General features: G+C 31.7%; 23 protein-coding genes. 11 read left to right on the forward strand and 12 right to left on the reverse strand.

The window, feature by feature from the left end:
* Position 1: 1 nt before the first annotated feature.
* Both EG240_RS05085 and EG240_RS05090 read right to left on the reverse strand, forming a co-directional pair.
* Positions 2 to 988, reverse strand: coding sequence for a T9SS type A sorting domain-containing protein (locus tag EG240_RS05085; RefSeq protein WP_125018109.1), 987 nt, complete (start codon positions 986 to 988; stop codon positions 2 to 4).
* Positions 989 to 1,040: 52 nt separating this feature from the next.
* Positions 1,041 to 2,639 (reverse strand): class I SAM-dependent methyltransferase, encoded by a 1,599-nt coding sequence (locus EG240_RS05090; protein ID WP_125018111.1) that lies wholly within the window; start codon positions 2,637 to 2,639, stop codon positions 1,041 to 1,043.
* Between the two features lie 139 nt (positions 2,640 to 2,778).
* Between EG240_RS05090 and pncA the strand changes: the two genes are divergently transcribed.
* Both pncA and EG240_RS05100 read left to right on the forward strand, forming a co-directional pair.
* On the forward strand, positions 2,779 to 3,387 hold the full coding sequence (gene pncA / locus EG240_RS05095; RefSeq protein ID WP_125018113.1) for a bifunctional nicotinamidase/pyrazinamidase: 609 nt from the start codon (positions 2,779 to 2,781) through the stop codon (positions 3,385 to 3,387).
* 4 nt (positions 3,388 to 3,391) lie between these two features.
* Positions 3,392 to 3,940: a GNAT family N-acetyltransferase gene (locus EG240_RS05100; protein ID WP_125018115.1), complete on the forward strand. Its 549-nt coding sequence runs from the start codon at positions 3,392 to 3,394 to the stop codon at positions 3,938 to 3,940.
* Between the two features lie 21 nt (positions 3,941 to 3,961).
* Here the strand turns inward: EG240_RS05100 and EG240_RS16930 are convergent, their stop codons facing one another.
* Positions 3,962 to 4,117 carry a hypothetical protein gene (locus tag EG240_RS16930; RefSeq protein WP_262674587.1) on the reverse strand — a complete coding sequence of 52 codons (156 nt, stop codon included), beginning with the start codon at positions 4,115 to 4,117 and terminating at the stop codon, positions 3,962 to 3,964.
* A gap of 30 nt (positions 4,118 to 4,147) precedes the next feature.
* Here EG240_RS16930 and EG240_RS16935 point away from each other — a divergent pair, with 30 nt between their 5' ends.
* Positions 4,148 to 4,282 carry a hypothetical protein gene (locus EG240_RS16935; protein ID WP_262674569.1) on the forward strand — a complete coding sequence of 45 codons (135 nt, stop codon included), beginning with the start codon at positions 4,148 to 4,150 and terminating at the stop codon, positions 4,280 to 4,282.
* 119 nt (positions 4,283 to 4,401) lie between these two features.
* On the opposite strand, the gene EG240_RS05110 is transcribed toward EG240_RS16935, so the two are convergent.
* Positions 4,402 to 5,124, reverse strand: coding sequence for a hypothetical protein (locus EG240_RS05110; RefSeq protein ID WP_125018119.1), 723 nt, complete (start codon positions 5,122 to 5,124; stop codon positions 4,402 to 4,404).
* Between the two features lie 202 nt (positions 5,125 to 5,326).
* Here EG240_RS05110 and EG240_RS05115 point away from each other — a divergent pair, with 202 nt between their 5' ends.
* Positions 5,327 to 5,716 (forward strand): HU family DNA-binding protein, encoded by a 390-nt coding sequence (locus tag EG240_RS05115; protein ID WP_125018121.1) that lies wholly within the window; start codon positions 5,327 to 5,329, stop codon positions 5,714 to 5,716.
* 153 nt (positions 5,717 to 5,869) lie between these two features.
* Here the strand turns inward: EG240_RS05115 and miaE are convergent, their stop codons facing one another.
* A complete protein-coding gene (gene miaE / locus EG240_RS05120) occupies positions 5,870 to 6,451 on the reverse strand; it encodes a tRNA-(ms[2]io[6]A)-hydroxylase (protein ID WP_125018123.1) in 582 nt (193 codons plus the stop codon).
* 102 nt (positions 6,452 to 6,553) lie between these two features.
* Between miaE and EG240_RS05125 the strand changes: the two genes are divergently transcribed.
* Positions 6,554 to 7,786, forward strand: coding sequence for a glycosyltransferase (locus tag EG240_RS05125; RefSeq protein WP_125018125.1), 1,233 nt, complete (start codon positions 6,554 to 6,556; stop codon positions 7,784 to 7,786).
* A 224-nt stretch (positions 7,787 to 8,010) separates the two neighbouring features.
* Here EG240_RS05125 and EG240_RS05130 read toward each other — a convergent pair whose 3' ends face one another.
* Both EG240_RS05130 and EG240_RS05135 read right to left on the reverse strand, forming a co-directional pair.
* A complete protein-coding gene (locus EG240_RS05130; RefSeq protein ID WP_125018126.1) occupies positions 8,011 to 8,898 on the reverse strand; it encodes an aldose 1-epimerase family protein in 888 nt (295 codons plus the stop codon).
* Positions 8,870 to 9,547, reverse strand: a complete 678-nt coding sequence (locus tag EG240_RS05135) for a hypothetical protein (RefSeq protein WP_125018128.1) — start codon at positions 9,545 to 9,547, stop codon at positions 8,870 to 8,872. Before EG240_RS05135 ends, EG240_RS05130 begins: the two co-directional genes overlap by 29 nt.
* Positions 9,548 to 9,746: 199 nt before the next feature.
* On the opposite strand from EG240_RS05135, the gene EG240_RS05140 reads away from it, so the two are divergent.
* Positions 9,747 to 10,559 carry a glycoside hydrolase family 25 protein gene (locus EG240_RS05140; protein ID WP_235830333.1) on the forward strand — a complete coding sequence of 271 codons (813 nt, stop codon included), beginning with the start codon at positions 9,747 to 9,749 and terminating at the stop codon, positions 10,557 to 10,559.
* Positions 10,560 to 10,588: 29 nt separating this feature from the next.
* Here the strand turns inward: EG240_RS05140 and EG240_RS05145 are convergent, their stop codons facing one another.
* On the reverse strand, positions 10,589 to 11,686 hold the full coding sequence (locus tag EG240_RS05145) for an ABC transporter permease (RefSeq protein ID WP_125018132.1): 1,098 nt from the start codon (positions 11,684 to 11,686) through the stop codon (positions 10,589 to 10,591).
* A gap of 8 nt (positions 11,687 to 11,694) precedes the next feature.
* A complete protein-coding gene (locus EG240_RS05150; protein ID WP_125018134.1) occupies positions 11,695 to 13,881 on the reverse strand; it encodes a carboxy terminal-processing peptidase in 2,187 nt (728 codons plus the stop codon).
* Between the two features lie 181 nt (positions 13,882 to 14,062).
* Between EG240_RS05150 and surE the strand changes: the two genes are divergently transcribed.
* From surE to EG240_RS05175, 5 genes are all read left to right on the forward strand, one after another.
* Positions 14,063 to 14,833, forward strand: a complete 771-nt coding sequence (gene surE / locus EG240_RS05155; protein WP_125018136.1) for a 5'/3'-nucleotidase SurE — start codon at positions 14,063 to 14,065, stop codon at positions 14,831 to 14,833.
* Positions 14,833 to 15,108, forward strand: coding sequence for a hypothetical protein (locus EG240_RS05160; RefSeq protein ID WP_125018138.1), 276 nt, complete (start codon positions 14,833 to 14,835; stop codon positions 15,106 to 15,108). The genes surE and EG240_RS05160 overlap by 1 nt, the downstream gene beginning before the upstream one ends.
* Positions 15,108 to 16,229: a lipid-A-disaccharide synthase gene (lpxB, locus tag EG240_RS05165; RefSeq protein WP_125018140.1), complete on the forward strand. Its 1,122-nt coding sequence runs from the start codon at positions 15,108 to 15,110 to the stop codon at positions 16,227 to 16,229. Before EG240_RS05160 ends, lpxB begins: the two co-directional genes overlap by 1 nt.
* A 63-nt stretch (positions 16,230 to 16,292) precedes the next feature.
* Positions 16,293 to 16,913: a C40 family peptidase gene (locus EG240_RS05170; RefSeq protein ID WP_125018142.1), complete on the forward strand. Its 621-nt coding sequence runs from the start codon at positions 16,293 to 16,295 to the stop codon at positions 16,911 to 16,913.
* A 56-nt stretch (positions 16,914 to 16,969) separates the two neighbouring features.
* On the forward strand, positions 16,970 to 18,958 hold the full coding sequence (locus EG240_RS05175; protein WP_158611987.1) for a ComEC/Rec2 family competence protein: 1,989 nt from the start codon (positions 16,970 to 16,972) through the stop codon (positions 18,956 to 18,958).
* 1 nt (position 18,959) lies between these two features.
* On the opposite strand, the gene EG240_RS05180 is transcribed toward EG240_RS05175, so the two are convergent.
* The 3 genes from EG240_RS05180 to EG240_RS05190 all read right to left on the reverse strand — a co-directional run bounded on the left by EG240_RS05180 (position 18,960) and on the right by EG240_RS05190 (position 23,056).
* A complete protein-coding gene (locus EG240_RS05180) occupies positions 18,960 to 19,415 on the reverse strand; it encodes a thioredoxin family protein (RefSeq protein WP_125018146.1) in 456 nt (151 codons plus the stop codon).
* A 78-nt stretch (positions 19,416 to 19,493) separates the two neighbouring features.
* Positions 19,494 to 21,260, reverse strand: coding sequence for a peptide MFS transporter (locus EG240_RS05185; protein ID WP_125018148.1), 1,767 nt, complete (start codon positions 21,258 to 21,260; stop codon positions 19,494 to 19,496).
* Between the two features lie 41 nt (positions 21,261 to 21,301).
* Positions 21,302 to 23,056, reverse strand: coding sequence for a peptide MFS transporter (locus tag EG240_RS05190; protein WP_125018150.1), 1,755 nt, complete (start codon positions 23,054 to 23,056; stop codon positions 21,302 to 21,304).
* Positions 23,057 to 23,084: the final 28 nt, after the last annotated feature.

Below are 23,084 nucleotides of genomic sequence, written 5' to 3' on the forward strand. Positions count from 1 at the left end.
ATTAAATTTGAACATCTAAATTCCAGTCAGTTAGCTTTGTATTAATAATCGAATTCAGGTTAGTAATACTTCCTTTATTGGTATGAATCACGAATAAATAGGTTCCGGATGCGTAATTTTTCATTGAGATGTTTTCGAAATTAGAATCTATTGTAGTTAGATATTTCCCTGTTATGTCAAGAATTAAAACAGATTTTACTTCTAAATCTTGGTTTGATTGCGTTATTGAAATATAATCTGAAGTTGGATTTGGATAAACTTTCAAGTTTTCTTTAACAAACTTCTCAACACTTAAAACACAATTATCACTGTAGAAATAATTACCTGTTACCATCCAAGTATCATAAGGAGCTAGATTGTTAAGTGCTGCAGTTGCATTATCAACTTCTAAACAAACTGTGTTTGGTTGATTTCCAACAGTTGGTTGTAAAGAAATAATCATTTCGGGTTTGTTTATATTTTGACCATTTTTAAGATTGATTCGTTGTAAAGTAGACATATTAGAAGCTGCAATAACTTCAATATTTGGGTTGGTTGTAAAATCTAAATCTGTAATTTGATTGTAACCATCGATATCATTGATGTTGCCAATTTCTAAAAATTGTAAAGCGTTATTTCCACTAAAGTTCATTGAATTAAGCCTGCAATTGTTTAGATTGATTGATGTTAAGCTTGATAAGTTTGATATATCTAAACCGTTATCTAATCTTCTAGAATGTAAATTCAGATTTTGAAGGTTTGTAAATGCGTTAATTCCAGTTAAATCTAAAATTAAATCATTATTAAAACTAATGTTTAAAGGACCTGGACCCAAATCTAAACTCGGAGTTACAGCTGTAGCATCTGCTGTAAGTATCAAACCGTTTAATGTATTGTCACTGTCAATACCTAAATTAATCAAAGCTTGCTCAAACTGTTGATCTGGAATCGCTGTAGTTTGAGCAAACGTTGATAATGGTAACATGAATAAAAATAGTTTTTTTAGCATAATTTAGTTGTTTTGGTTTTGAATTTTTGCTAATATAACTATTTATAACTATTTATTTCAATAAGTTAATACTTACAGTTGCTAATTCAGAATTCGGGAATTTCTTAAACAATTTTTCGTCAGGTTGTAAACCAGCTTCTTTACAAACTTTATGAAAAACATCCACTTCCACAATATACTGATCCGAGAATCCATGGGTAGCATCATAAGCAGTTGCCGGAGTTTCACCCAAATGTTTCGATGTGATTGCAGGATCAATCGTATGTAATTCAACAACCATCAAACCGAATTTCTTTATATAAGGTTGCCATTTTTGTAAATGCTCCAATAAGTTTTCTTCAACCAAATTGTTCGATAAATAAACACCTCTGTGCGCAAAAGCTCCAGTTGAAGTACTCACGCGTTCAGGGTTTGTGTTTTTAGGTTCAAACCAAATGCGGTTGTGATCTAAGAACGTACGCATATTCAATAAATCTTCTAAAGCAATGCCGTAATTCTCTTTTAGGTCAGCAGCTAAACGATCCGGATCGCCAATATCGCCCCAAATAACTTTTGCCCAAATATCATTCTTGATTAAGTTAGCACGTGTAATTTTCAAAGCGGCTTGGTTGTAATCCGCACCGACTAAAAACAACGGATATTCATCCAAATGTTTACCACGTAACGTATAACGTTCAATGGTTTCGTATAAATGCTGTAAAAAAGCACCGTTACCACAACCCATATCCAAAATTCCTTTTGGCTGACTGTCTAACGGTTGATTGAAAATCTCAACAATAAACGAATCAATCACTTTGAAATACGTTGCGTGAGCACCACCGCTTCCCCAAACATTCATAGCTCTGTCCACGTGAATTTCGTCTTCACCTTCGTTTAATTGGCGGATGCGTTCGGCATCACCAAAAAGCAAATCTTCCATTTTACTAAACATCGGAAGGTACGAAACCGTAACCCCGTAAGAAGCCGCACGTTTTGCAAAGAACAATCCCGTTTCGGTAAACTGATAATTATCTTTCTTCTTTTCAAACCAATCTAAATGCGTTAAGAAATCTAAAATGGTTTCAAAACATTCAGGTTCGGTATGGAATTCTTCAGCTTTGAAAGACGATTCCATAAAGTATTTATGAAACATTCCGCTCATTCCCAAACGAACAATGGTCGGACCAACCAAATGACCTTCGATATGTTTTAAGATTTGCTTTTGGATGCGTAATTCGTTTTCGTTTTCAGAAAACGTAATATCAAAATTCGAGTAACTTTTCTTGAATAGGAGTGCTAATTTCTCGAAAGGTTGTTTGTCAAAATTTCTAGGATGAAAGTTGATGGAATATTTCAGAAATTCACTAACTTCATCGTACAAATAAGCATTTTCGATGAACGCTTTTGTATTGGAATTTGCAGAAACAAAAACCGCGTTTTCTTTATTGTCCACACGATAATCGATAAAACCTTGCGAGGCCAACGTACGTAACGCAACGTTTAGATAGCCTTTGTTTGCTTGATATGTTTGTGCTAAAATATCTAAGGTTAATTCGTTTTCTGAAGTAAATGCAGCAAATATGTTTTTGCTGTTTAATGCCGATACAATCGGAGCAGTAACCAAACCATCTAAATGTTGAAAGATGGTGCTTCTTAATTGTTTTTTGTCCATAAAAATTGTTTAATCACTTTGGATTACAAACCGTATGTAACCTACAAATTGCCTTGTTTGGTGATTGTTTTGTTTTTCAAAGATTGCCTTTTTATCAAAAACGACCAATTATCTCATCTTAAATATAACTTAAATTTTTATGAAAGCGCTTTTAATTATTGATATTCAGAATGATTTTTTAGAAAACGGTTCGCTAGAAGTGAAAGACGGCAATGCCATTATTCCGTTAGTAAATAAAATACAAAACCTTTTTGATGTAGTTGTGGCAACCCAAGATTGGCACCCTTCAACACATAAAAGTTTTGCTGCCAACCACGAAGGCAAACAACTGTTCGAAGTCATTGATCTAAACGGATTACCGCAAGTTTTGTGGCCGAATCACTGCGTACAAGGAACCTTTGGAACCGAATTTCATTCCGACTTAAATACTCAAAACATACAGGCTATTTTTAGAAAAGGAACCGATATAGAAGTAGATAGTTACAGCGGTTTTTACGATAACGGTAAACGTAACAGCACCGGTTTACATGGTTTTTTAACCGAATTACAAGTAACCGAGGTTTATGTTTGCGGTTTAGCAGCCGATTATTGTGTGTATTACACCGCTAAAGATGCGGCAAACCTTGGCTATAAAACCTTTGTGATTGAAGATGCGACCAAGTATATTGATGAAACCAATTACCTAAAAGCCAAACAAGAGATGTTGGATTTGGGGATTGAAATTATTGAATCTAAAATTTTAAATTAGTAAGATGAAGATATTTATAGAAACTGAAAGATTCTTTCTTAGAGAAATTTTACCAACAGATGTTGATGGACTTTTTGAATTAGATTCAGATGCTGATGTTCATCGATATTTAGGTAATAAACCTGTAGAAAATAAAAATCAAATTATTGATGTAATTTCATTTATCAGGCAACAATATATCGATAACGGTATTGGAAGATGGGCGATTATTGATAAAGAAACTAATGGCTTTATCGGTTGGGCAGGATTGAAATTAATTACAGAAGAAACAAATAATCACATTGATTTTTATGACCTGGGTTATCGATTGATAAAAAAATATTGGAACAAAGGAATTGGAACTGAAGTAGCTTTAGCTACTTTAAAATACGCTTTTAATAAACTTAATCTAACAGAACTTTATGCAATGGCAGATTGTGATAACGTCGGATCAAATAAAATTCTGAAGAAAATAGGATTTGATTTTATCGAAACTTTCAATCTAGATGGAACACCGCATAATTGGTATAAAATTGAAAGAGAAAACAAATATGTACAAAAAATGATGATTTAGATTAATCATCATTTTGTTTTGCTAAATAATATTTTTTAATTGATTCCTTTCTAAAGCTAAATTAACCAGCTCTGAAATCAAATCTGCATAGGCAATTCCTGAATGTTCCCATAATTTAGGATACATACTAATTTCTGTAAATCCTGGTAAGAAACCGAAACCGAATGAGCTTTTAATGCTTCGTTAATTAAAAAACTAAGATTCAGTTTGCCTAAAAGCCAAACAGGAAATGTTAGGCTTGGAGATTTGTTTTTTGAATGTGGTGGATTTGGAACAATCGTTTTCCTGATGTCAGGAAAACGATTGTTTTTTAGTTTCAATGAATTATTTCTATTGATTTAATGTAAAAAGAATACCTTCCTTATTTGGGAGGGAAGGTAGAAGTATAATCGTTTTTCTGACGTATAGAAAGCAATAATTTATAACTATGTTTTTTACGTGATTAACTGTATATAAAAGTATTATTTAATGCTATCTATTTTTTTTAAGTGCTCTTTAATCAAATCGCCAATATCATTAAGTAATTCTCTTTTTACATCTGCACTAAGTTGTCTTGTATGTATGACCAATTTTGTTTTATCTTCATTATAATGTGAATAAAACCAATTTGTTTTATTATATTTTTTATTTGGGAAATCTTCATTGAATTTTACTTCAAAGATTTCTTCTATTTCACTTTTATTTTCATTGTTTTTAATATAATTAGAGCAAGCTAAAACTACTACAGGAAAATTCTGTATAAATTCGGATTCTTTGAATAATAATTTTCGTTCGTTTAATTTGCTTTTATTAGCAGTGCTTGTTCTTTTATCTGGAGAATCATTAATTTCAGTTGTGAATACATTTTCTAGAAAATCGATGTGATATGGTATTTCGCTTTTCTCAAAAATACGGTTTGTTAATTTTTGATATTTACTCCAAGTATTTTTGCCCCAACTCTTGTTTATTCTGAATATATGTTCTTTAGTAATTGAATAATTTAGTATTTGACAAGTACTGTTATTAATATGTTCTATCCATTCTTTAGCGTTTTTATTGTATAAATTAATTTCATCTTTTCTATCATTTGATATAGCAGATTCTTTACCAATAAATAAGATTCTAGCATTCGGATTTCCTGTTCCTATGTGGTATTCATTTTTGATACCATTTTCAACAAATTTTTTAAAAGCTTTTGTGTACATTTTATTTAGTATGTTTTTTACGAATATAACCAAAATAGAAAACCAACAAACTATGATTTATAAACTTCTGTTTTAAAAATGTAGTGTTTTAATTAAAATAGCACAAATGTTTATATAGTTGTTAAAAATAATGGTATTGGTTTTAAAATAATAAGCTTAAAAACAGTAACTTAGGGTTTATTAATTTTAAAAAAATGTTGTTATGTCAGTGAAATACACATTATCAGAGAAGGGCAATCCAAGTAATCCTAACGCACCAAAAAAATGGTATGCTAGCGCAATAGCCGATGGAGAATTAAGTTTTAGAGAACTGAGTAAAGAAATTGCTCAAGGCAGTACCACCGTTAGTGATACGGATGTTATGGCTGTTTTAAATGATTTAATTAAAATATTAGGTAGAAATTTAAGTAGTGGAAAAATTGTTCGGTTTGGAGATTTTGGTTCGTTTCAACTAACCATTACCAGCGAAGGTGCTGCAACCGAACAAGCTTTTAATGCTTCGTTAATTAAAAATCCTAAGATTCAGTTTCGTCCCGGAAAGGACTTAAAAGACATTACCAAAACGGTAACTTTTGAAAAATATAAAAGATAAAGTAAAAAAAGGTCTAGACGTTTTAAGCAAATGGTCTAGACCTTTTTAGTAAATGGTTTAAACCTTTTTGGTAAATGGTTTAGACCATTTTTAACCCCAGTAAATACAAGGGTTTTCAGAGGGCAAAAAAAACACCCAAATTTGGGCGTTTTCTTATCCGTGAATGGTTTCTTTTTTACCGTAATTGGTAATAATTTCCCCTTCGTAATCTAACCATTGTTTCCAACGTTTATCCACATCAACATCGGTAGCGTATTTTTTAGCAAGCTTCAGAAACGTAGTATAATGTCCGGCTTCGCTAATCATTAACTCTCTGTAAAACTTAGCTAATTCTTCGTCTTTAATATTTTCAGACAAAACTCTAAAACGCTCACAGCTTCTGGCTTCAATCATCGCTGCTAAAAGCAAACGGTCAATAAACGATTGGTTTCTAGAACCGTCTTTCTTTAAAAATTTAATCAATTGTCCCACATAATCGTCACGACGTTCTCTACCTAAGGTATAGCCACGTGCCTTAATAATGTTATGTACCATCTGAAAATGCTGCATTTCTTCAATCGCAATTTCAGTTAACTGTGTAACAATATCTTCATGTTCCGAATTGTACGTAAGTATGGTAATGGCGTTGGTAGCCGCCTTTTGCTCACACCACGCATGGTCGGTTAAAATCTCTTCTAAATTTCCTTCTGAAATATTCACCCAACGTGGATCGGTCAATAATTTTAATCCCAACATAATTTGTAAGTATTTAAAAACCAAAAATACAAATATATTTCCGACCAATAAAATCGGATGCTGCTTTTAGATTTTGTTATTTTGTATTTCTAAATCGCTCTCATGAAAAGCAAAAAAGTATTAGTTATCGGATTTGTCTGGCCAGAACCTACCTCGTCTGCGGCGGGTTGGCGAATGTTGCAATTGATTGATTTTTTTATTGAAAACCAATACGAAGTACATTTTGCATGTGCGGCTCATAAATCGGACTTTGCTTTTGTGTTTGATGCTACCCAAGTTGCCGAACATGAGATTTTATTAAACGATGCGAGTTTTGATACTTTTATTTCGGAATTGCAACCCGATGCGGTGGTTTACGACCGATTTATGATTGAAGAACAGTTTGGATGGCGTGTGCGTGAAAACTGCAAACAAGCTATTCAGATTTTAGATACGGAAGATTTACATTTTGTTCGAAAAGCCAGAGAGCAAGCTTTTAAGAAACAAGAAGAAGTAAATTACCATACCGATGAAATGATTCGTGAAGTGGCTTCGATTTTACGTTGCGATTTAAGTTTGATTATTTCGGAAATGGAAATGGAAATGCTACAAAAGCAATTTCATATTCCGGCTGAAATTTTAATGTATTTGCCTTTTATGCAAGAAACGATTTCAGCAACTGACTTAGAGCAATTACCGAATTTCGAGTCACGTACTCATTTTATGTTTATTGGAAATTTTATGCACGAACCCAATTGGCAAACGGTGTTGCGTTTAAAACGTGATATTTGGCCAGTGTTGCGTAAAAAACTTCCAAAGGCAGAGATGCATATTTTTGGAGCTTACCCGAATCCGAAAGCGTTGCAATTGCATAAACCTGCCGAAAACTTTTTTGTAAACGGTCGTGCAAAAGATGTGAATATTGAAATGCAAAAGCATAAAGTATTGTTAGCTCCGATTCCGTTTGGTGCCGGAATTAAAGGTAAGTTTATCGATGCGATGCGCAATCGTTTACCATCTGTTACTACGCAATTAGGTTCCGAATCGATGCAAGAAAACAAACTTTGGAATGGTTTTATTTCTGATTCCGATGCAGATTTTATCGAAAAAGCGGTGTTGTTATATACCGAAGAGTCAGCTTGGGAAACAGCCACACAAAACGGACTTTCGATTTTAAATGCGACTTCAAACAAAAATCAGTATTCAGAATTATTTAAAAATCGTTTAACTGATTTAGAGATTCATTTAGATACTTACCGAAAAGCCAATTTGTTTGGTGAAATTTTGCGTTATCAAACCAATCAGGCTACTAAATATATGGGCTTATGGATTCAGGAGAAGCATAGAAAGTCTTAAAGTTGAAAGTCTTAAAGTGGGAAAGTTTTTCATGTCGAATTTAGTTCTCGATACACAATTGTTTCCATTTCATTTCAACAATTGCACTCGAACTGACGCGGTCGTCACATCGAGTGTTTTCGTAACGAAGTGGAGAAAATGTATCGAGATGTTTTTAATTTTCATTCGTAAGCTCGTGTCCGAGTCAAGTACGGAATGGCACAAAGAACGAACGACAAAAAAAGTTATTCAATTGTAATATTCCAACTTTTAGCAAAAACCTGTTGAGGTTGTAAAGCAATCATTCCTTCTTTATCTTCAATATGTTGGTTGTGATTTTGTGAATCAGCCATTCCAAACCAAGGTTCTAAACAGATAAACGGAGCGTTTTGTACCGTCCAAATTCCAAAATGCGTAAAGTTATCAAACGTTAACGTTAGTTTGTTTTCGTTTTTGGTGTTCTTTATTGTAATGGCGTTACTTTTTAAATCACGAAATACCATCGCATCTTCTTTAAATAAATCATAATGCAACGGCAATTGTTGGTTGTTGAGGTTTATGATTTCTTTGTTTTCAGAAATTAGTCCGTCAACCAATTTCAAACGATTTATAACGTCATCGTTATTGAATTCTAAATAAAAGTTTTCGAAATCGGTGGCATCTTTTCCTAAAGCAAACGCAGGATGTCCACCAATCGAAAAATACATCGTTTCGTTACCTATATTGGTTACTTCATAAGTACAAGAAAGCTGCTTGTTTTGAAGTTGATAAATGACTTTCAACTCAAAATAAAACGGATAGTTTACTAACGTTTTTTCATTCGCTTTTAAAGTAAAAACAGCTTTGGTTTGTGAAACTTGTTCGGTATCAAATTCCATGTCACGCGCAAATCCATGACGTGACAAGCTGTAGTTTTCTCCTTTATAAATAAACGTGTTGTTTTTTAAACTTCCTACAATCGGAAAAAGGATAGGCGACGTTTTTCCCCAGAAGTTTGGGTTTGCATTCCACATCCATTCGTTGTATTGGTTGTCTAAAATACTTTTTATCTCGGCACCAAAAGTTGCTATTTCTACCGTAAGGAAATTGTTTTGTAAAATCATTTTATTTTTCATCATTTTTAATGAAAGCATTTATGAAGTTTGTTGTCAAAAAACTTGAATCTATTTTCTTTTCTTTCTCCATGATAAGCGTAGACTTGAGTATTGATTGTCTATCTATTTTTCGGATCTGTTTTTTGATTTCTTCAATATCATTTAGTTTCTCAATTTTTTGTAGTTGATTACTTATATTAATAATAAGCATTTGTTTATCATAATTTAGCTTTGTTTGTGTAGCTAAGCTTTCTATTATTGTACATACTCTGCTAATCTCTGATTTTAAAATATTTTTAATATTTAATAAATTCTGAGAAGTTAAGTTAATATATTTTTCTAGACTGTTATTTCCGTCTATTTTTTTGAAGCTATTCCTATTACTATGACTTTTTCGAGTGTAATATAAATATTCGAAACAATCTTCAAAACTAATAATGTCTTGATTATGAATGAAAATATTTCTAATTTCAAGTTGTAAAATAATGTTATTATAATCAGTTGTATTTATAAGATTTAAATCTTTTAGCAAATCGACTTTATTTCTTGCTGAAAAAGAACTTGGTTTGAAAAGCATTTTTGAGTGTGGATTAGCGATTCTAAACAGTTTATAGATAGTATTTGATAATTCTTTTTCAATTGATAATGCAGATTTAACTACAACTAATAATAGATCGTCTTTTTCCATTTTATTTTGTATAAATACAAATATATAAAATAAACAATACACTTTTTTCATAGAGTAGTTCACAATGGGTGTTCCATTTTGTTGTTTTAAAAGTTTTATAGCTTCTAAAAAATCAATTTAATATCTCTCGAAATATTTCTATTTTTGTACTATGACCACACAAACGAAAATTCCACAGAAACCGGTTCGAAAAAGAAACGTGAAAAAGAAGAAAAGCGAAACACCAGCTTGGCGTTGGTATATTCGAATTGCACTGATTGTGGCAATCATCGGATTTGTTGGTTGGTTTTTATTTACGTTCAGAGAAGGTATTTCGTATTATTTCGGTTCAAAATTTGATAAGAAAGACGATAAAAATATGGTGTTTGATGTGCGTAATATTGAAGTGATGAAACGTCACGACGATATGCTTTTTGGAATTGATGTATCGCACTATCAAGGTCCGATTATTTGGGATAGTTTGAATTTGATGTACGATGAGTTTCCTATTGATTTTGTCTTTGTGCGATCAACTATGGGAATCGATGGAGTAGATGCACGTTTTGATCAGAATTATAAACAAGCTCGTGCTTTCCATTTTATTCGTGGAGCTTATCATTATTACCGTCCGAATGAAAGTTCGGTTGAGCAAGCGGAAAACTTTATCAAGAATACCAAACTTGAACCGGGAGATTTTCCTCCGATTTTAGATATCGAAGAATTGCCTAAAAAACAATCTATGGATAGTTTGAAAGTAGGTTTAAAGAAGTGGTTACAAATAGTTGAAAAACATTATAAGGTAAAACCTATTTTATACTCGGGAGAGCATTTTTATAAAACACATTTGAAAGAAGATTTTGCTGATTATGAAGTTTGGGTTGCGAATTATAATTTCTTTGTAGAAAATATAAAACCTGAATGGATGATGTGGCAGTTTACTGAAAAAGGAACGGTTCCGGGAATAAGATCAAAGGTTGATGTAAATATTTTTAACGGATCTAAAAACGATTTACGTCAGAAATTAATCAAATAAAAAAAGCTGTTTCAGATTTGAAACAGCTTTTAATTTTTTACATCTAATGCATCTCGTAAGGCATTTCCAATCATCATAAAGGCAACAACTAAAAGTAACATAGCAATTCCGGGAATTAAAGCTAAATACGCTTTTCCAAGAATGATGTAATTGTAATGTTCTTTAATCATTCCGCCCCAACTTGGAATGGGAACTTGAGCACCTAATCCTAAAAAGCTTAAACCACTTTCTACTAAAATGGCTGAAGCAAAGTTAGCTGCAGAAATTACAATTACCGGAGCCCAACTATTGGGTAATATGTGTTTGAAAATAATTCGTGTGTGTGAATAACCTAAAGCTTTTGCAGCCGTTACATATTGCATTTGTTTAATACTCATTACTTGGCCACGAACCACACGAGCCACTTCAACCCACATGGTTAATCCTACGGCAATGAATACTTGCCAAAATCCTTTTCCTAATGCTAAGGTTATCGCAATTACTAATAGTAGCGTAGGAATAGACCAAATAACGTTGATAATCCAAAGTACAGCTGCATCGACTTTTCCGCCAAAGTAACCGGCAATAGCTCCCATGAAAACTCCGATTGCAAGCGAAATACCTACAGCAACAAAACCAATTGCTAAAGAAACACGAGAACCTATGATTAAGCGACTTAAATAATCACGCCCTTGGTTATCGGTTCCTAAATAATACTTTTTGATGAATATGTTTTGAGAAACAATTTCAGATTCGGTTTTATGAAACGCTTTTACAGGAATTGATTTAGTTTGAGCTAAAGTGGTATCTGGATGGTATTCTTTGTAGAAAAGTGTATCGTTTTTAAATTGATAACTTAATATAGGGATGTTTTGGTCTGTGATTTCAAAACCTGTAAACCAGTTAATAAGTTTGTTGTTCTTTTCTTTTATCGGAACTTGAAGCATTTCCACTTCTAATCCCATCGGTTTTGTACTCAATGAAACATCGCCATTGTTAGCGTTGGTTGATGCATCTGGTGCTATGAAATATCCGAAGATTGAAATTAAAACTAAAAAAACGATGAACCAAAAACTCAAAACGCCCCAAAAATTCTTTTTGAATTTTTGGAGCGCCATTTGATTATGAGATAAATGTTTATTGGACATTTAGTAAGTTACTTTTTTGACTTATTAGTGTTTTTTATATCAATTAAAACGTTTACAGCTTCATCTACATAAACATCTTTATTTAAGTTTTCGTGCCATTTGTCACGTTTCTTTTTCAACGTTTCATCTGTCTTATAAAGCTCAATTTCGTATGGTAACGAAAGGAAAACTAAATCGTTTTTGTAATTTTTAATTGGTTTAAACACTTTTGCTTTCTCATCTATTTCTTTTGATTTTAGTGTGAAATCATCATAGTTTAATGAGTATGTATTTTCATCTTTACGAGAACTAATCCATTTTGCATTTTCGTCAATTAACTTGAATTGCGGATTAGTTTGCATTCTGTTTTTACTATTATTGATTACTGTTGTAAAATCATAAGCAAAAGGTTTGTAATTTGCTTTTTCAATTTTATCCCATTCCATTGCATTTTCCATGTCACGTTCTCCAGAATCAATATAAGTTAAACGATCCGGCATTACGATATCACTTTCAACTCCTTTTAACTGAGTAGATCCTCCGTTTACACGATAGAATTTTTGTGAAGTGAATTTAATAGCTCCAAAATCGTAATCTTTAACTTTTAAGATAGAATTCAAATCTAACATGTTTTGAACCGTTCCTTTTCCGTAAGAATGTTTCGAACCGATAACCAAACCTCTGTTGTAATCCTGAATTGCCGCAGCAAAAATTTCAGAAGCCGAAGCCGAATAGTTATTTATCATAACTACTAACGGACCATCCCATTGTACTTTTGGATCTTTGTCAAATAAAACTTGACGTTGTCCTTTTTGAGAACGAACTTGAACCACTGGACCTTGATCGATAAATAAACCAACCATATCAACAACAGTTTGTAACGAACCACCACCGTTGTTTCTTAAATCCATAATGATTCCATCTACATTTTGTTCTTTTAAACGTTGAATTTCAATTGCAACATCTTTAAATGCATCACGGCTGTCTTTAGTTTCAAAATCGATATAGAATTTAGGTAACTGAATCATACCATATTTACCATCTTTTGTTTCGATGATGGTTGATTTTGCATACGTTTCTTCAATCTCAAATTTATCTCTAAGTATAGAAATTACTTTCATTTCTCCATCAACTTTTTTAACGGTTAAGTTAACAGTCGTCCCTTTTTTACCTTTGATTAATTTAACAACATTATCTAAACGTTTACCTGCAATGTCAACTGGTTCTTCACTTCCTTGAGCTACTTTTAAAATGATATCACCGCTTTCTAATTGGCCGTCTTTCCAAGCTGGACCACCAGCAATGATTTCTGTAATCTCAACATAATCATTTTTTTTGCTAAGTTGTGCTCCAATACCTTCCATTGAACCACGCATGCTTTCGTCAAATTTTTCTTTGATTTCAGGAGCAAAATAAGAAGTATGAGGATCAAATTGTTCTAAAATCGAATTGATATAAACATTCATCCAGTCAGCACGAGTAAGCTCGCTAATAACTTCGAAATAATCGTTAAGATTTTTAAGTGTACTTTCTCTAGCTTCGATTTCTAATTCAGCGAAAGATTTTTTCTCAACTGGTTCTTTCTTTTTCTTCTTTTTATCGTCAGAAATTTTGATTTCAGTATTCGGTTCTTCGATTTCAATTTCTTCTGAATCTGTTCCTTCTTGAATTTTGATTTTGTCTTCAATACTAGAAAGAACATTCAATTTTAATTGCTTTCTCCAACGTTCCTTTAATTCAGCTTTATCTTTAGCGAAAGGCATTTTTTCAAAATCCGTATTGATTTCTTCTTTAATAGAATAATCAAAAGGTTTAGATAAAATCTCTTTGTAAATTTCTTGAGATTCTTTCATACGTTCCTCTAAAGTTGCATATGAATAATCAAAAAACGCGAAGCTTTTGTTTTTAACCAAATCATCTATTTCTAATTCAAACTTATTGAAATTATCAACATCTGTTTGCGTTAAGAAACGTTTGTTAGGATCGATATTATTTAAATAATCATTGAAAGCTTTTTTAGAAAACTCATCATTAATTTTCGCAGGATTGTAGTGACCATTCTGAATAACATAGGTCAATAACTCCATTAAGATAGCTTCTTTTTCTGGATTTGGTTCCTCTTTTTTAGGAATAAAACTCCACAAAACAGCAGATATTGCTAAAACAGCAAGTATTATTTTATAGTTTCTTTTCATAAATAGCCAAATAGCATTCATCAATAAATTTTCAACTAAAGTAGTTAAAATATTTCGTTCTTAGATTTAGAAACGAAATAATTTTTTGTTAAACATATCTTTGAGTTTCCTTAAAACTTTGGGGTTAGGGAGAGTTTATAATTTCTTTATAAAAGAATATGCTATAATTTTCTTACTTTTACGATTGTATAAAAAATACGAAATGAAAAAAAGACCTTTAATATTAGTTACCAACGATGATGGAATTACCGCGCCTGGAATTCGAATGTTAATTGAGGTAATGAAAGAAATTGGAGATGTTGTCGTGGTTGCGCCAAATAGTCCGCAATCAGCTATGGGTCATGCAATAACTGTGAATAGTACGCTTTATTTAGAAAAAGTTACAATAGATAAAGATTTAGACACAGAATATAGTTGCTCTGGAACACCGGTTGATTGTGTGAAAATTGCAATTGATCAAATCATAAAAGGAAAGCCAGATATTTGTGTTTCTGGAATTAATCATGGTTCAAACTCGGCGACTAATGTAATCTATTCAGGTACAATGTCTGCTGCGGTTGAAGCAGGAATGAACGGAATTCCTGCCATTGGTTTCTCTTTATGTAATTTTAGTTGGAACGCTAATTTTGATGAAATTCGTTCTTTTGTAAAATCAATAACCTTGCAAGCTTTAGAAAGAGGAATGCAAAATGGAGTGGTTTTAAATGTTAATTTTCCGAAGTTGGCCTTTTCTGAAATCAAGGGAATTAAGATTTGCAGACAAGCAAATGCCACATGGGTTGAAAAATTCGATGAAAGAACAAATCCGCATGGAAAAAAATATTATTGGTTAAGTGGTACTTTTGAAAATCATGATAATGGAGAAGATACAGACGAATGGGCTTTGGCACATGGTTATGTTTCTATCGTTCCAGTTCAATATGATTTAACAGCTTATCACGCTATTCAACAACTTAATACTTGGGAATTTTAATGAAAAATACTTTAAAATTATTATTGGGAACTGCATCAGGACTTTTGGTTTCTGTATTGTTTGGTTGCATTATATTCAAATATCTAACACAAATTAGCCCAATTGAAAACTTTGATATTTTCAAATATGGAACTTTATCAGGAAGAGCTCTGTCTTTGGGTGCAATTCCGAATATTGGATTGTTTTATTTGTTTTTGAATAAAGAAAATTATTTTAGTGCGAGAGGAGTGATTCTTTCGTTTATCTTAATTGGATTGTTTGTTTTGTTTGCCTAATGAAATATTATATTATTGCAGGAGAAGCTTCGGGAGATTTGCACGGGGCAAACTTATTAAAGGCGTTATTTAAAGCTGAACCAAATGCTCAAGTACGTTTTTGGGGCGGAGATTTAATGCAACAAGTTGGAGGAACTTTAGTAAAACACTATAAAGATCTAGCATTTATGGGGTTTGCTGAAGTGGTAATGAATTTGAGAACAATCTTTAGAAATATGGATTTCTGTAAAAAAGACATCGAAGCTTTTAATCCAGATGTAATTATTTTTATTGATTATCCAGGGTTCAATATGCAAATTGCAAAATGGGCTAAGAAGAAAGGTTTCGATACTCATTATTATATATCTCCGCAAATTTGGGCTTGGAAAGAAAATCGTATCAAAGCAATTAAGCGAGATATCAATCAAATGTATGTGATACTTCCGTTTGAGAAAGATTTTTACGAAAAGAAACACAACTATAAAGTACATTTTGTAGGTCATCCATTAATAGATGCAGTAAATCAGTTTAGAGCAAATGATGTCGTTGATTTTCGTAAGAAATATAATTTAGATGATAGAGAAATAATTGCTCTTTTACCTGGAAGTCGAAAACAAGAAATTGAACGATTACTTTCGGTAATGCTTGCTATTGTTAATGATTATCCACAATTTCAATTTGTGATTGCAGGTGCGCCAAGTCAACCTTATGAATTTTATAAAAAATTTATCAAGCAAGAAAACGTAAAGTTTATTTCAAATGATACGTATTCGTTATTGAATCATTCGTATGCTGCATTGGTAACCTCCGGAACCGCTACGCTAGAAACAGCTTTGTTTAAAGTTCCACAGGTTGTTTTGTATAAAGCCAATAACATTTCATATCAGATTGCAAAACGAATTATTAAATTAAAATATATTTCGTTGGTTAATTTAATTATGGATAAATTAATAGTTTCCGAATTGATACAAGATGATTGTAATACTATAAAAATTAAAAAAGAATTCGAAAAAGTTATTAACAATCCTTCACGTGCTCTAATCCTTGATAATTACGAGGAATTGATAAATGTTTTAGGTAAAGAACATGCAAGTGAAAAAGTTGTTAACATTATAAAAACACAAAAAAGTTTTGGCGCTTAAAAAAATAGTATATATTTGTAAAAGTCAAGTGAGAATATCCCTATTAATTATTAAATCCTATTTATGAATACACTAAAACTTACTTTAATGCTTACCATTTCATTGTTCGCAATGAATTCAGCTTCAGCTCAATCATTCTTGGTAAAGCCTAAAAAAGTTAAGACAGAAACAAAAAAATCGGATAAAGATTTGACTGTTGAAGAGTTAAATAAAATTCTTAACGCTTCTACTACTGAAGAAACTAAATCAAAAAAGACAGAAAAATCAGAAGCTTCTGAAAAATATTCGTATTTGACAGAGCAATTGATCAATGTTGCAAATGAATATAAAGGCGTTAGATATTCTTGGGGAGGAATGAGCCGTAACGGAATGGATTGTTCTGGATTTGTAAAAACTGCCTTTTCTCAATTTGATATTAGTTTACCAAGAACTTCAAGAGAAATGGCTTCTTTAGGAAGTGAAATAAATAAGAAAGATGCTAAAAGAGGAGATTTGATTTTCTTTAAAAATGGCGGATCTAGAGTTATTAACCACGTTGGAATTGTTGTAGAAGTTGATGGTGAAGATATTACTTTCATTCATTCTGCAAGCTCTAAAGGTGTTTCTGTAAATTCTACAAAAGAAGCATATTACAAAAAAGGCTTTGTTAAAGTTAACAGAGTTTATGATCAACAAGTTTTATAGAAGTTAATTATTGTAATTCATATTTATTTCATTATCTTCATGTTATGAAGAAATATATGAGATATCCCATTATTCCCATTACATTTTTTTATGTTAATGGGATTTTTTTTTCTGATCAAGTCTTTAGTTTATTTACTTCAGAATTGATTTGGGGATTCTTAGTGTTTTTTTTCTTCATTTACTTAACAGGTTTTTTTAAATCGAAAATTGTACAGATTTCAAATTATCTAAAGTTTATTTCTACAATTGGCGTTTATTTTATTTTTTTCTTCATAGGAACGCTATCGTTTCAAGAAAATAAAATTGAGAATAAAATAATAACTTCCGAATATCATTTAGGTGTTTTGACTATTGATGAAGTTCTAAAATCAAATACAATTCAAAATCGCTATTTAGCAGAATTTACTACAATTGATAATATTCAACAGCGTATTTTAATTTATCAGAATTTAGAAGAGAAAACGCTGAAAGTTGGTGAACGACTTGAGGTTCCTTTATTCATTGAAGCTGTTCCTAATGCAAAAAATCCACATCAATTTGATTATTCGAAATATCTTGCAAACAAGCAAATATTTATTCAAGCTAAGCTTTCTAATAATTTCACAAAGTTAAAACCAGCAAATGGATTCCAATTTCAATTGCTCTATTTTCGAGATACTTTAATCAATAGTTTTAAAAATCATCATTTTTCCAAAGAAGTTAATGGAGTTGTAAATGCTTTGTTGTTTGGGCAACGTACTGATTTAAGTGAGAAGATTCAATCTGATTACAGAAACGCTGGTGTAATGCATATTTTAGCGATTTCGGGAATGCATATCGGTATTTTATATTGGATTATGAATCTTGTTTTCCGTTCGTTTATTCGCTCTAAAAACATTCGATTTATTACAGTTATTTTAATATTAGCTTGTTTCGCAATTATCACAGGATTGAGTGGTTCAGTGGTTCGAGCTGTTTTGATGTTTGCAATTGTTGGTTCAGGAATGATGTTTAAACGAAAAACAAGTACGATCAATGTTTTGGCTTTGTCGTTATTACTTATTTTGATTTTTAAACCGTCTTTTCTTTTTGATATTGGACTTCAATTGAGTTATTTGGCCGTTTTCTCAATTGTTTATTTATACCCAATAATTCGACCATTTTTTCAATCAAGATATTTGGTGATTAAATATTTTTTGGAATTAATTGGAATTTCAATTGTTGCTCAAATTGGAATTTTGCCTTTGGCAGTTTATTATTTTGGTCAAATTCCATTACTTTTTTTATTAGGAAATTTAATTGTAATTCCTGTTTTAACTTTCGTACTAATCGCTTTAGTTTTGTTGTTGATTCTGAATTTTGTTTGGAATGCTTTATCTGTTTTTCTTGGAAAAGGAATCGTATTTCTGATTGATTTTGTAAATGATTCTATTGGATGGATAGCTTCACAAACTGATTTTATCATTACAAATATCAAATTAAATGGACTTCAATGTGTGTTGTTTTTAGGTTTAATCTTTATGATTGCTTATGCGATAAAACAATATTCTTATCGAAAAATTGTTGTCATTTTTGTGTTAATCATCGGAATTCAAATTAGTTATTTTTATGAGTTTTCTAAATTAAAAGCGAACAATGAATTTCAAATTTTATATGATTATAATTCGTTGACAATAGCTAAAATAAATCAAACAAAAATGTTGGTTTTAAGTGATGATTCGTTGGTGAATTCTAAAAAATTTCTTGTCGATTTAGAACGAGAATTAGAAATTAATGAAATAGATTTAAAAAACATCACTAATTTTTTTATTGTTGATGGACTAACTTTTCTCGTGGTTGATAGTTTAGGTGTTGCTGAAATTACGACTTCTGTAGATGTTTTGATTTTAAAGAATAATCCAAAGTTTAATTTAGAACGATATGTATTAAATCATAAGCCAAAATTGGTTGTAATGCATCCAAAAAATTATAATTCAAACGTTTTGTTTTGGACAGAAACTTGTATAAAAAATAATATCCCTTTTCACAATATGCGTGAAAAGGGATATGCTGATTTATCATTTTAGATTAAAGTTCTTTTTTTAATTCTTCAGAAGTTTTAAATCCAACAATGGTTTTCTGTATTTGACCTTTATTATTTATTACAACCATCGAAGGATAACCTTGAATTTTTAAGAAACCAGTAAACTCGTGCATTGCGTTTCTACTATTTTTTCTTTCTGGTTTGTAACCTGGATTTTTATATGTCATTTTATTGAAAACTATTTCTTCGTTTCCTTCTGCATCAAATTTAACAGCATTGTAGTTGTCATTTATAAATTTTGCAGTTTCTGGGTTTGAGAATGTTTTTTTATCTAAGATTTTACAAGGACCGCACCAAGCTGTGTAAACATCAATAAAAATTGGTTTTTTGTTTTTCTTTTGAGCTTTTACAGCTTCATTAAAAGACATCCATTTGATTTCTTGGGCTTGAGTTGTGATGCTAATTAAAGCAAAAGAGATAAAAAGAAATATTTTATTCATTGTATTATTTGTTTGGGTAAATTTAAAAAAAAATCCGATAGCAAAAACTATCGGATTTTTGTATTTCAAAATGCGTGCCTATTTTACACCGTGCATTAATTTTTTCAAAACTGGATTTAAAGCCATAACTAAAAGTCCTGCAACGATTGGTACAATTGTGAAAATTAAGAAGAAAGTTGATAATGAATATTCATTAGTAATATTTTCAATTTCTCCACCAACTGCAGCAGCTAATTTGTTTCCGATTGCAATTGCTAAGTACCAAATACCAAACATAAATGCAATCATACGTGCTGGTACTAATTTAGATACATAAGATAATCCAACAGGAGATAAGAATAATTCTCCTAATGTATGGAATAAATATGCAAGTACTAACCAAAGCATTGATACTTTTACGCCTTCTTGGATTCCGTGAGAACCATAAGCTAATAATCCAAATCCTAAAGCCATAATAATTAAACCTAAACCATATTTAATCGCAGCTGGAGGATTCAATTTAGAATCCCAAATCTTAGCAACAGATGAAGCTAATGCGATAATAAAGAATGAGTTTAAGATTGAGAACCAAGACGGATCGATTTCTGATTCTGTTTTAGAGAATTCATTTGTTAACATCCAGATAGCTACAGCCCAAACACCAATGAAAGTAATTGCCAAAACAATGTTTGATCCTGGTGCTTTTTTGAATGTTTGTTTAGCTAATAAGTATAGTACCCACGAAATAATAATTAACGGAATTACAGTTAATAAAGTATTTACAATATTAAATGTTGTTAATGATGAACCAGCTAATGATCTATCTACGTTATCTCTTGCGAAAATCACTAAAGATGAAGCTCCTTGTTCAAAAGCCATCCAGAAGAAAATCGTGAAGAAAGCAAATACAGTTACTGCAATCATTCGGTCTCTTACGATAGGAGAATAACGAATTACACGTGATACAACTAAGAATAAAAATAATACTAATCCAATAATAATCATTACAATTGAACCGTCCATTCCAAATATTTCTTTTGGTAAAATATGCATTCCACCAATTTTAGACAAAGGATCGTTAAAAGCGTATAATAAACCAATTAATGTAGATGCAGCGATTAAGAAATAATCTAACATTGTAAAAGGATTCGGTTTGTCTTCTTCACCTTCTTTTAAATCTGCTTTAGCTGCAGCAGCTTTAGCTAATTTACTTTCTTCAGTAGGTTTGTCTCCAATCGATCCGAATAAAGGTTTTGCTAACCAAAATTGTAAAGTTCCTAAAAGCATGAAAACTCCTGCTAATCCAAAACCATAATGCCAACCTACGTTGTTTGCCAAATAACCACAAAGCATCATTCCGAAGAAAGCACCCGCGTTGACTCCCATATAGAAAATGGTATAAGCTCCATCTTTTTTCTCAGGAAATGATTTGTACATTTCAGATAGAATAGAGGTCATATTTGGTTTAAAGAATCCAGTACCGATTACTAAACATCCTAAACCTAAGTACATAAACAAAGGCGTGTCAAATGCCATTAACCCGTGGCCAACAGTCATAACGATAGAACCAATTACTACGGCCCAACGATATCCGATGTATTTATCTGCTATGATACCTCCAAAGATAGGAGTGATGTATAATAACATTGCATAAGTTCCGTATAAAGCTCCAGCATTTTCTGCATTCCATCCCCAACCTGGATTGTCTCCAGTTAGAGCAGCAGTTAAAAACAAAATTAATAAGATACGCATTCCGTAGAATGAGAATCTTTCCCACATTTCAGTGAAGAAAAGAACAAATAATCCAGAAGGATGTCCTAGTACTTTTGATTCAAAAAAATCAGGATTTGAAGTTGTTGTTGACATTTATTTAGATTTAAATTTTTCGAATGCGAAAGATACTTAATTTATTTAATTCCGTGCATTAATTTTTTAATTATTGGATTTAATAGCATTACCAAAATTCCGGCAGCTAATGGTATTGCTGTAAATAGGAAGAAAAAATGACTTAAAGAATATTCTTTTTGTATTGTTTCTACTTGTCCTCCTAACACAGCAGCAAGTTTTTGCGCGATTGCGATTGCTAAATACCAAATACCAAACATAAATGCTAACATTCTTCCAGGAACTAATTTAGAAACGTAAGATAATCCTACAGGAGAAATAAACAATTCTCCTAACGTATGGAATAAATAAGTGATTACTAAAAATGCCATTGAGATTTTAACTCCTTCTGAAATTCCCATTGAACCTAATCCTAAAACTAAGAATCCGATGGCAACTAATACTAATCCAAATCCATATTTGAATGCAGCTGATGGGTTGTATTTAGATTCCCATAATTTAGAAACCGTAGAAGCCAATGCGATAATGAAAAATGAGTTTAAAGTCGAGAACCAAGAAACGGTTATTTCTGAAGCATCTTTTGAGAATTCTTCACTTAACATCCATAAAGCAGCTCCCCAAATGATTAAGAAACAGGTGATTAAAATTACGTTTGATAAAGCTATTTTAGACCAAGTTGTAACTGCTAGTTTGATTAAAACCCATGAGATGATTGCTAATGGTACAATGGTTAACAAACCGTTTACGATGTTGAAAGTTAATAGCGCAGAACCTTCTAAAGTTCTATCGATATAATCACGAGCTACAAGTACTAAGGATGTTGCACCTTGTTCAAAACTCATAAAGAAGAAAATTAAGAAGAAAGCTAATAAAACTACAGCAAACATTCTATCTCTTACTACTTTGTCATATCGTAAAATACGAGAAACCAACATGTAAATAAATATGATCAAAGCAATGATAATCATGATATATTGTCCACGTAAAAATGACGTATCAAGTGATGAGAACAAATCAATGATTCCGTTTTTAGATAACGGGTCGTTGAACGCATATAAAAAACCAATTACTCCTACAATTGTAATTAGAATGTAATCTAAATTAGTGAACGGATTACGTTTGTCTTTATCTTCTGCTGCTTTTGCAGCAACTACATCTTTATCTTTGCTAATAATTCCTAAATTACCCATTAACGGTTTTGCAAATGCAAATTGTAATGTACCTAACAACATGAAAATTCCAGCTAAACCGAATCCCCAATGCCAACCTTGTGTTTCTGCAACATAACCACAAAGCATCATACCAAAGAATGCTCCTGCGTTTACACCCATATAGAAAATGGTATAAGCACCATCTTTCTTTTCTGGTAAATCTTTGTACATTTCTCCTAAGATTGACGGCATATTAGGTTTAAAGAAACCTGTTCCGATAACCAAACACGCTAATCCAATAAAAAACATAACCGTTGTATCAAAAGCCATTGCAGCGTGACCGATGGTCATAATAATTGCTCCAATGATAACAGCCATTCTAGAACCGATGTATTTATCGGCTATAATACCTCCAAAAATTGGAGTTAAATAAAGCATCATAGCATAAGTTCCGTACAATGCTCCAGCTTCTTCCGCTGTCCAAGCCCAACCTGATTTTAATGGATCACCAGCAATAACTGCTGCTGTTAAGAATTGAATCAATAAAACACGCATTCCGTAGAACGAAAAACGCTCCCACATTTCCGTAAAGAAAAGTACAAATAATCCCGATCGTTGACCTAGAACATTTGATTTGTAAAAGTCTGTAGAAATTTTAGTATCCATTCGAATTTTAAAGTTGATTTATATTTAG

It is taken from the genome of Paenimyroides tangerinum (assembly GCF_003865405.1).
Taxonomy (GTDB): domain Bacteria; phylum Bacteroidota; class Bacteroidia; order Flavobacteriales; family Flavobacteriaceae; genus Flavobacterium; species Flavobacterium tangerinum.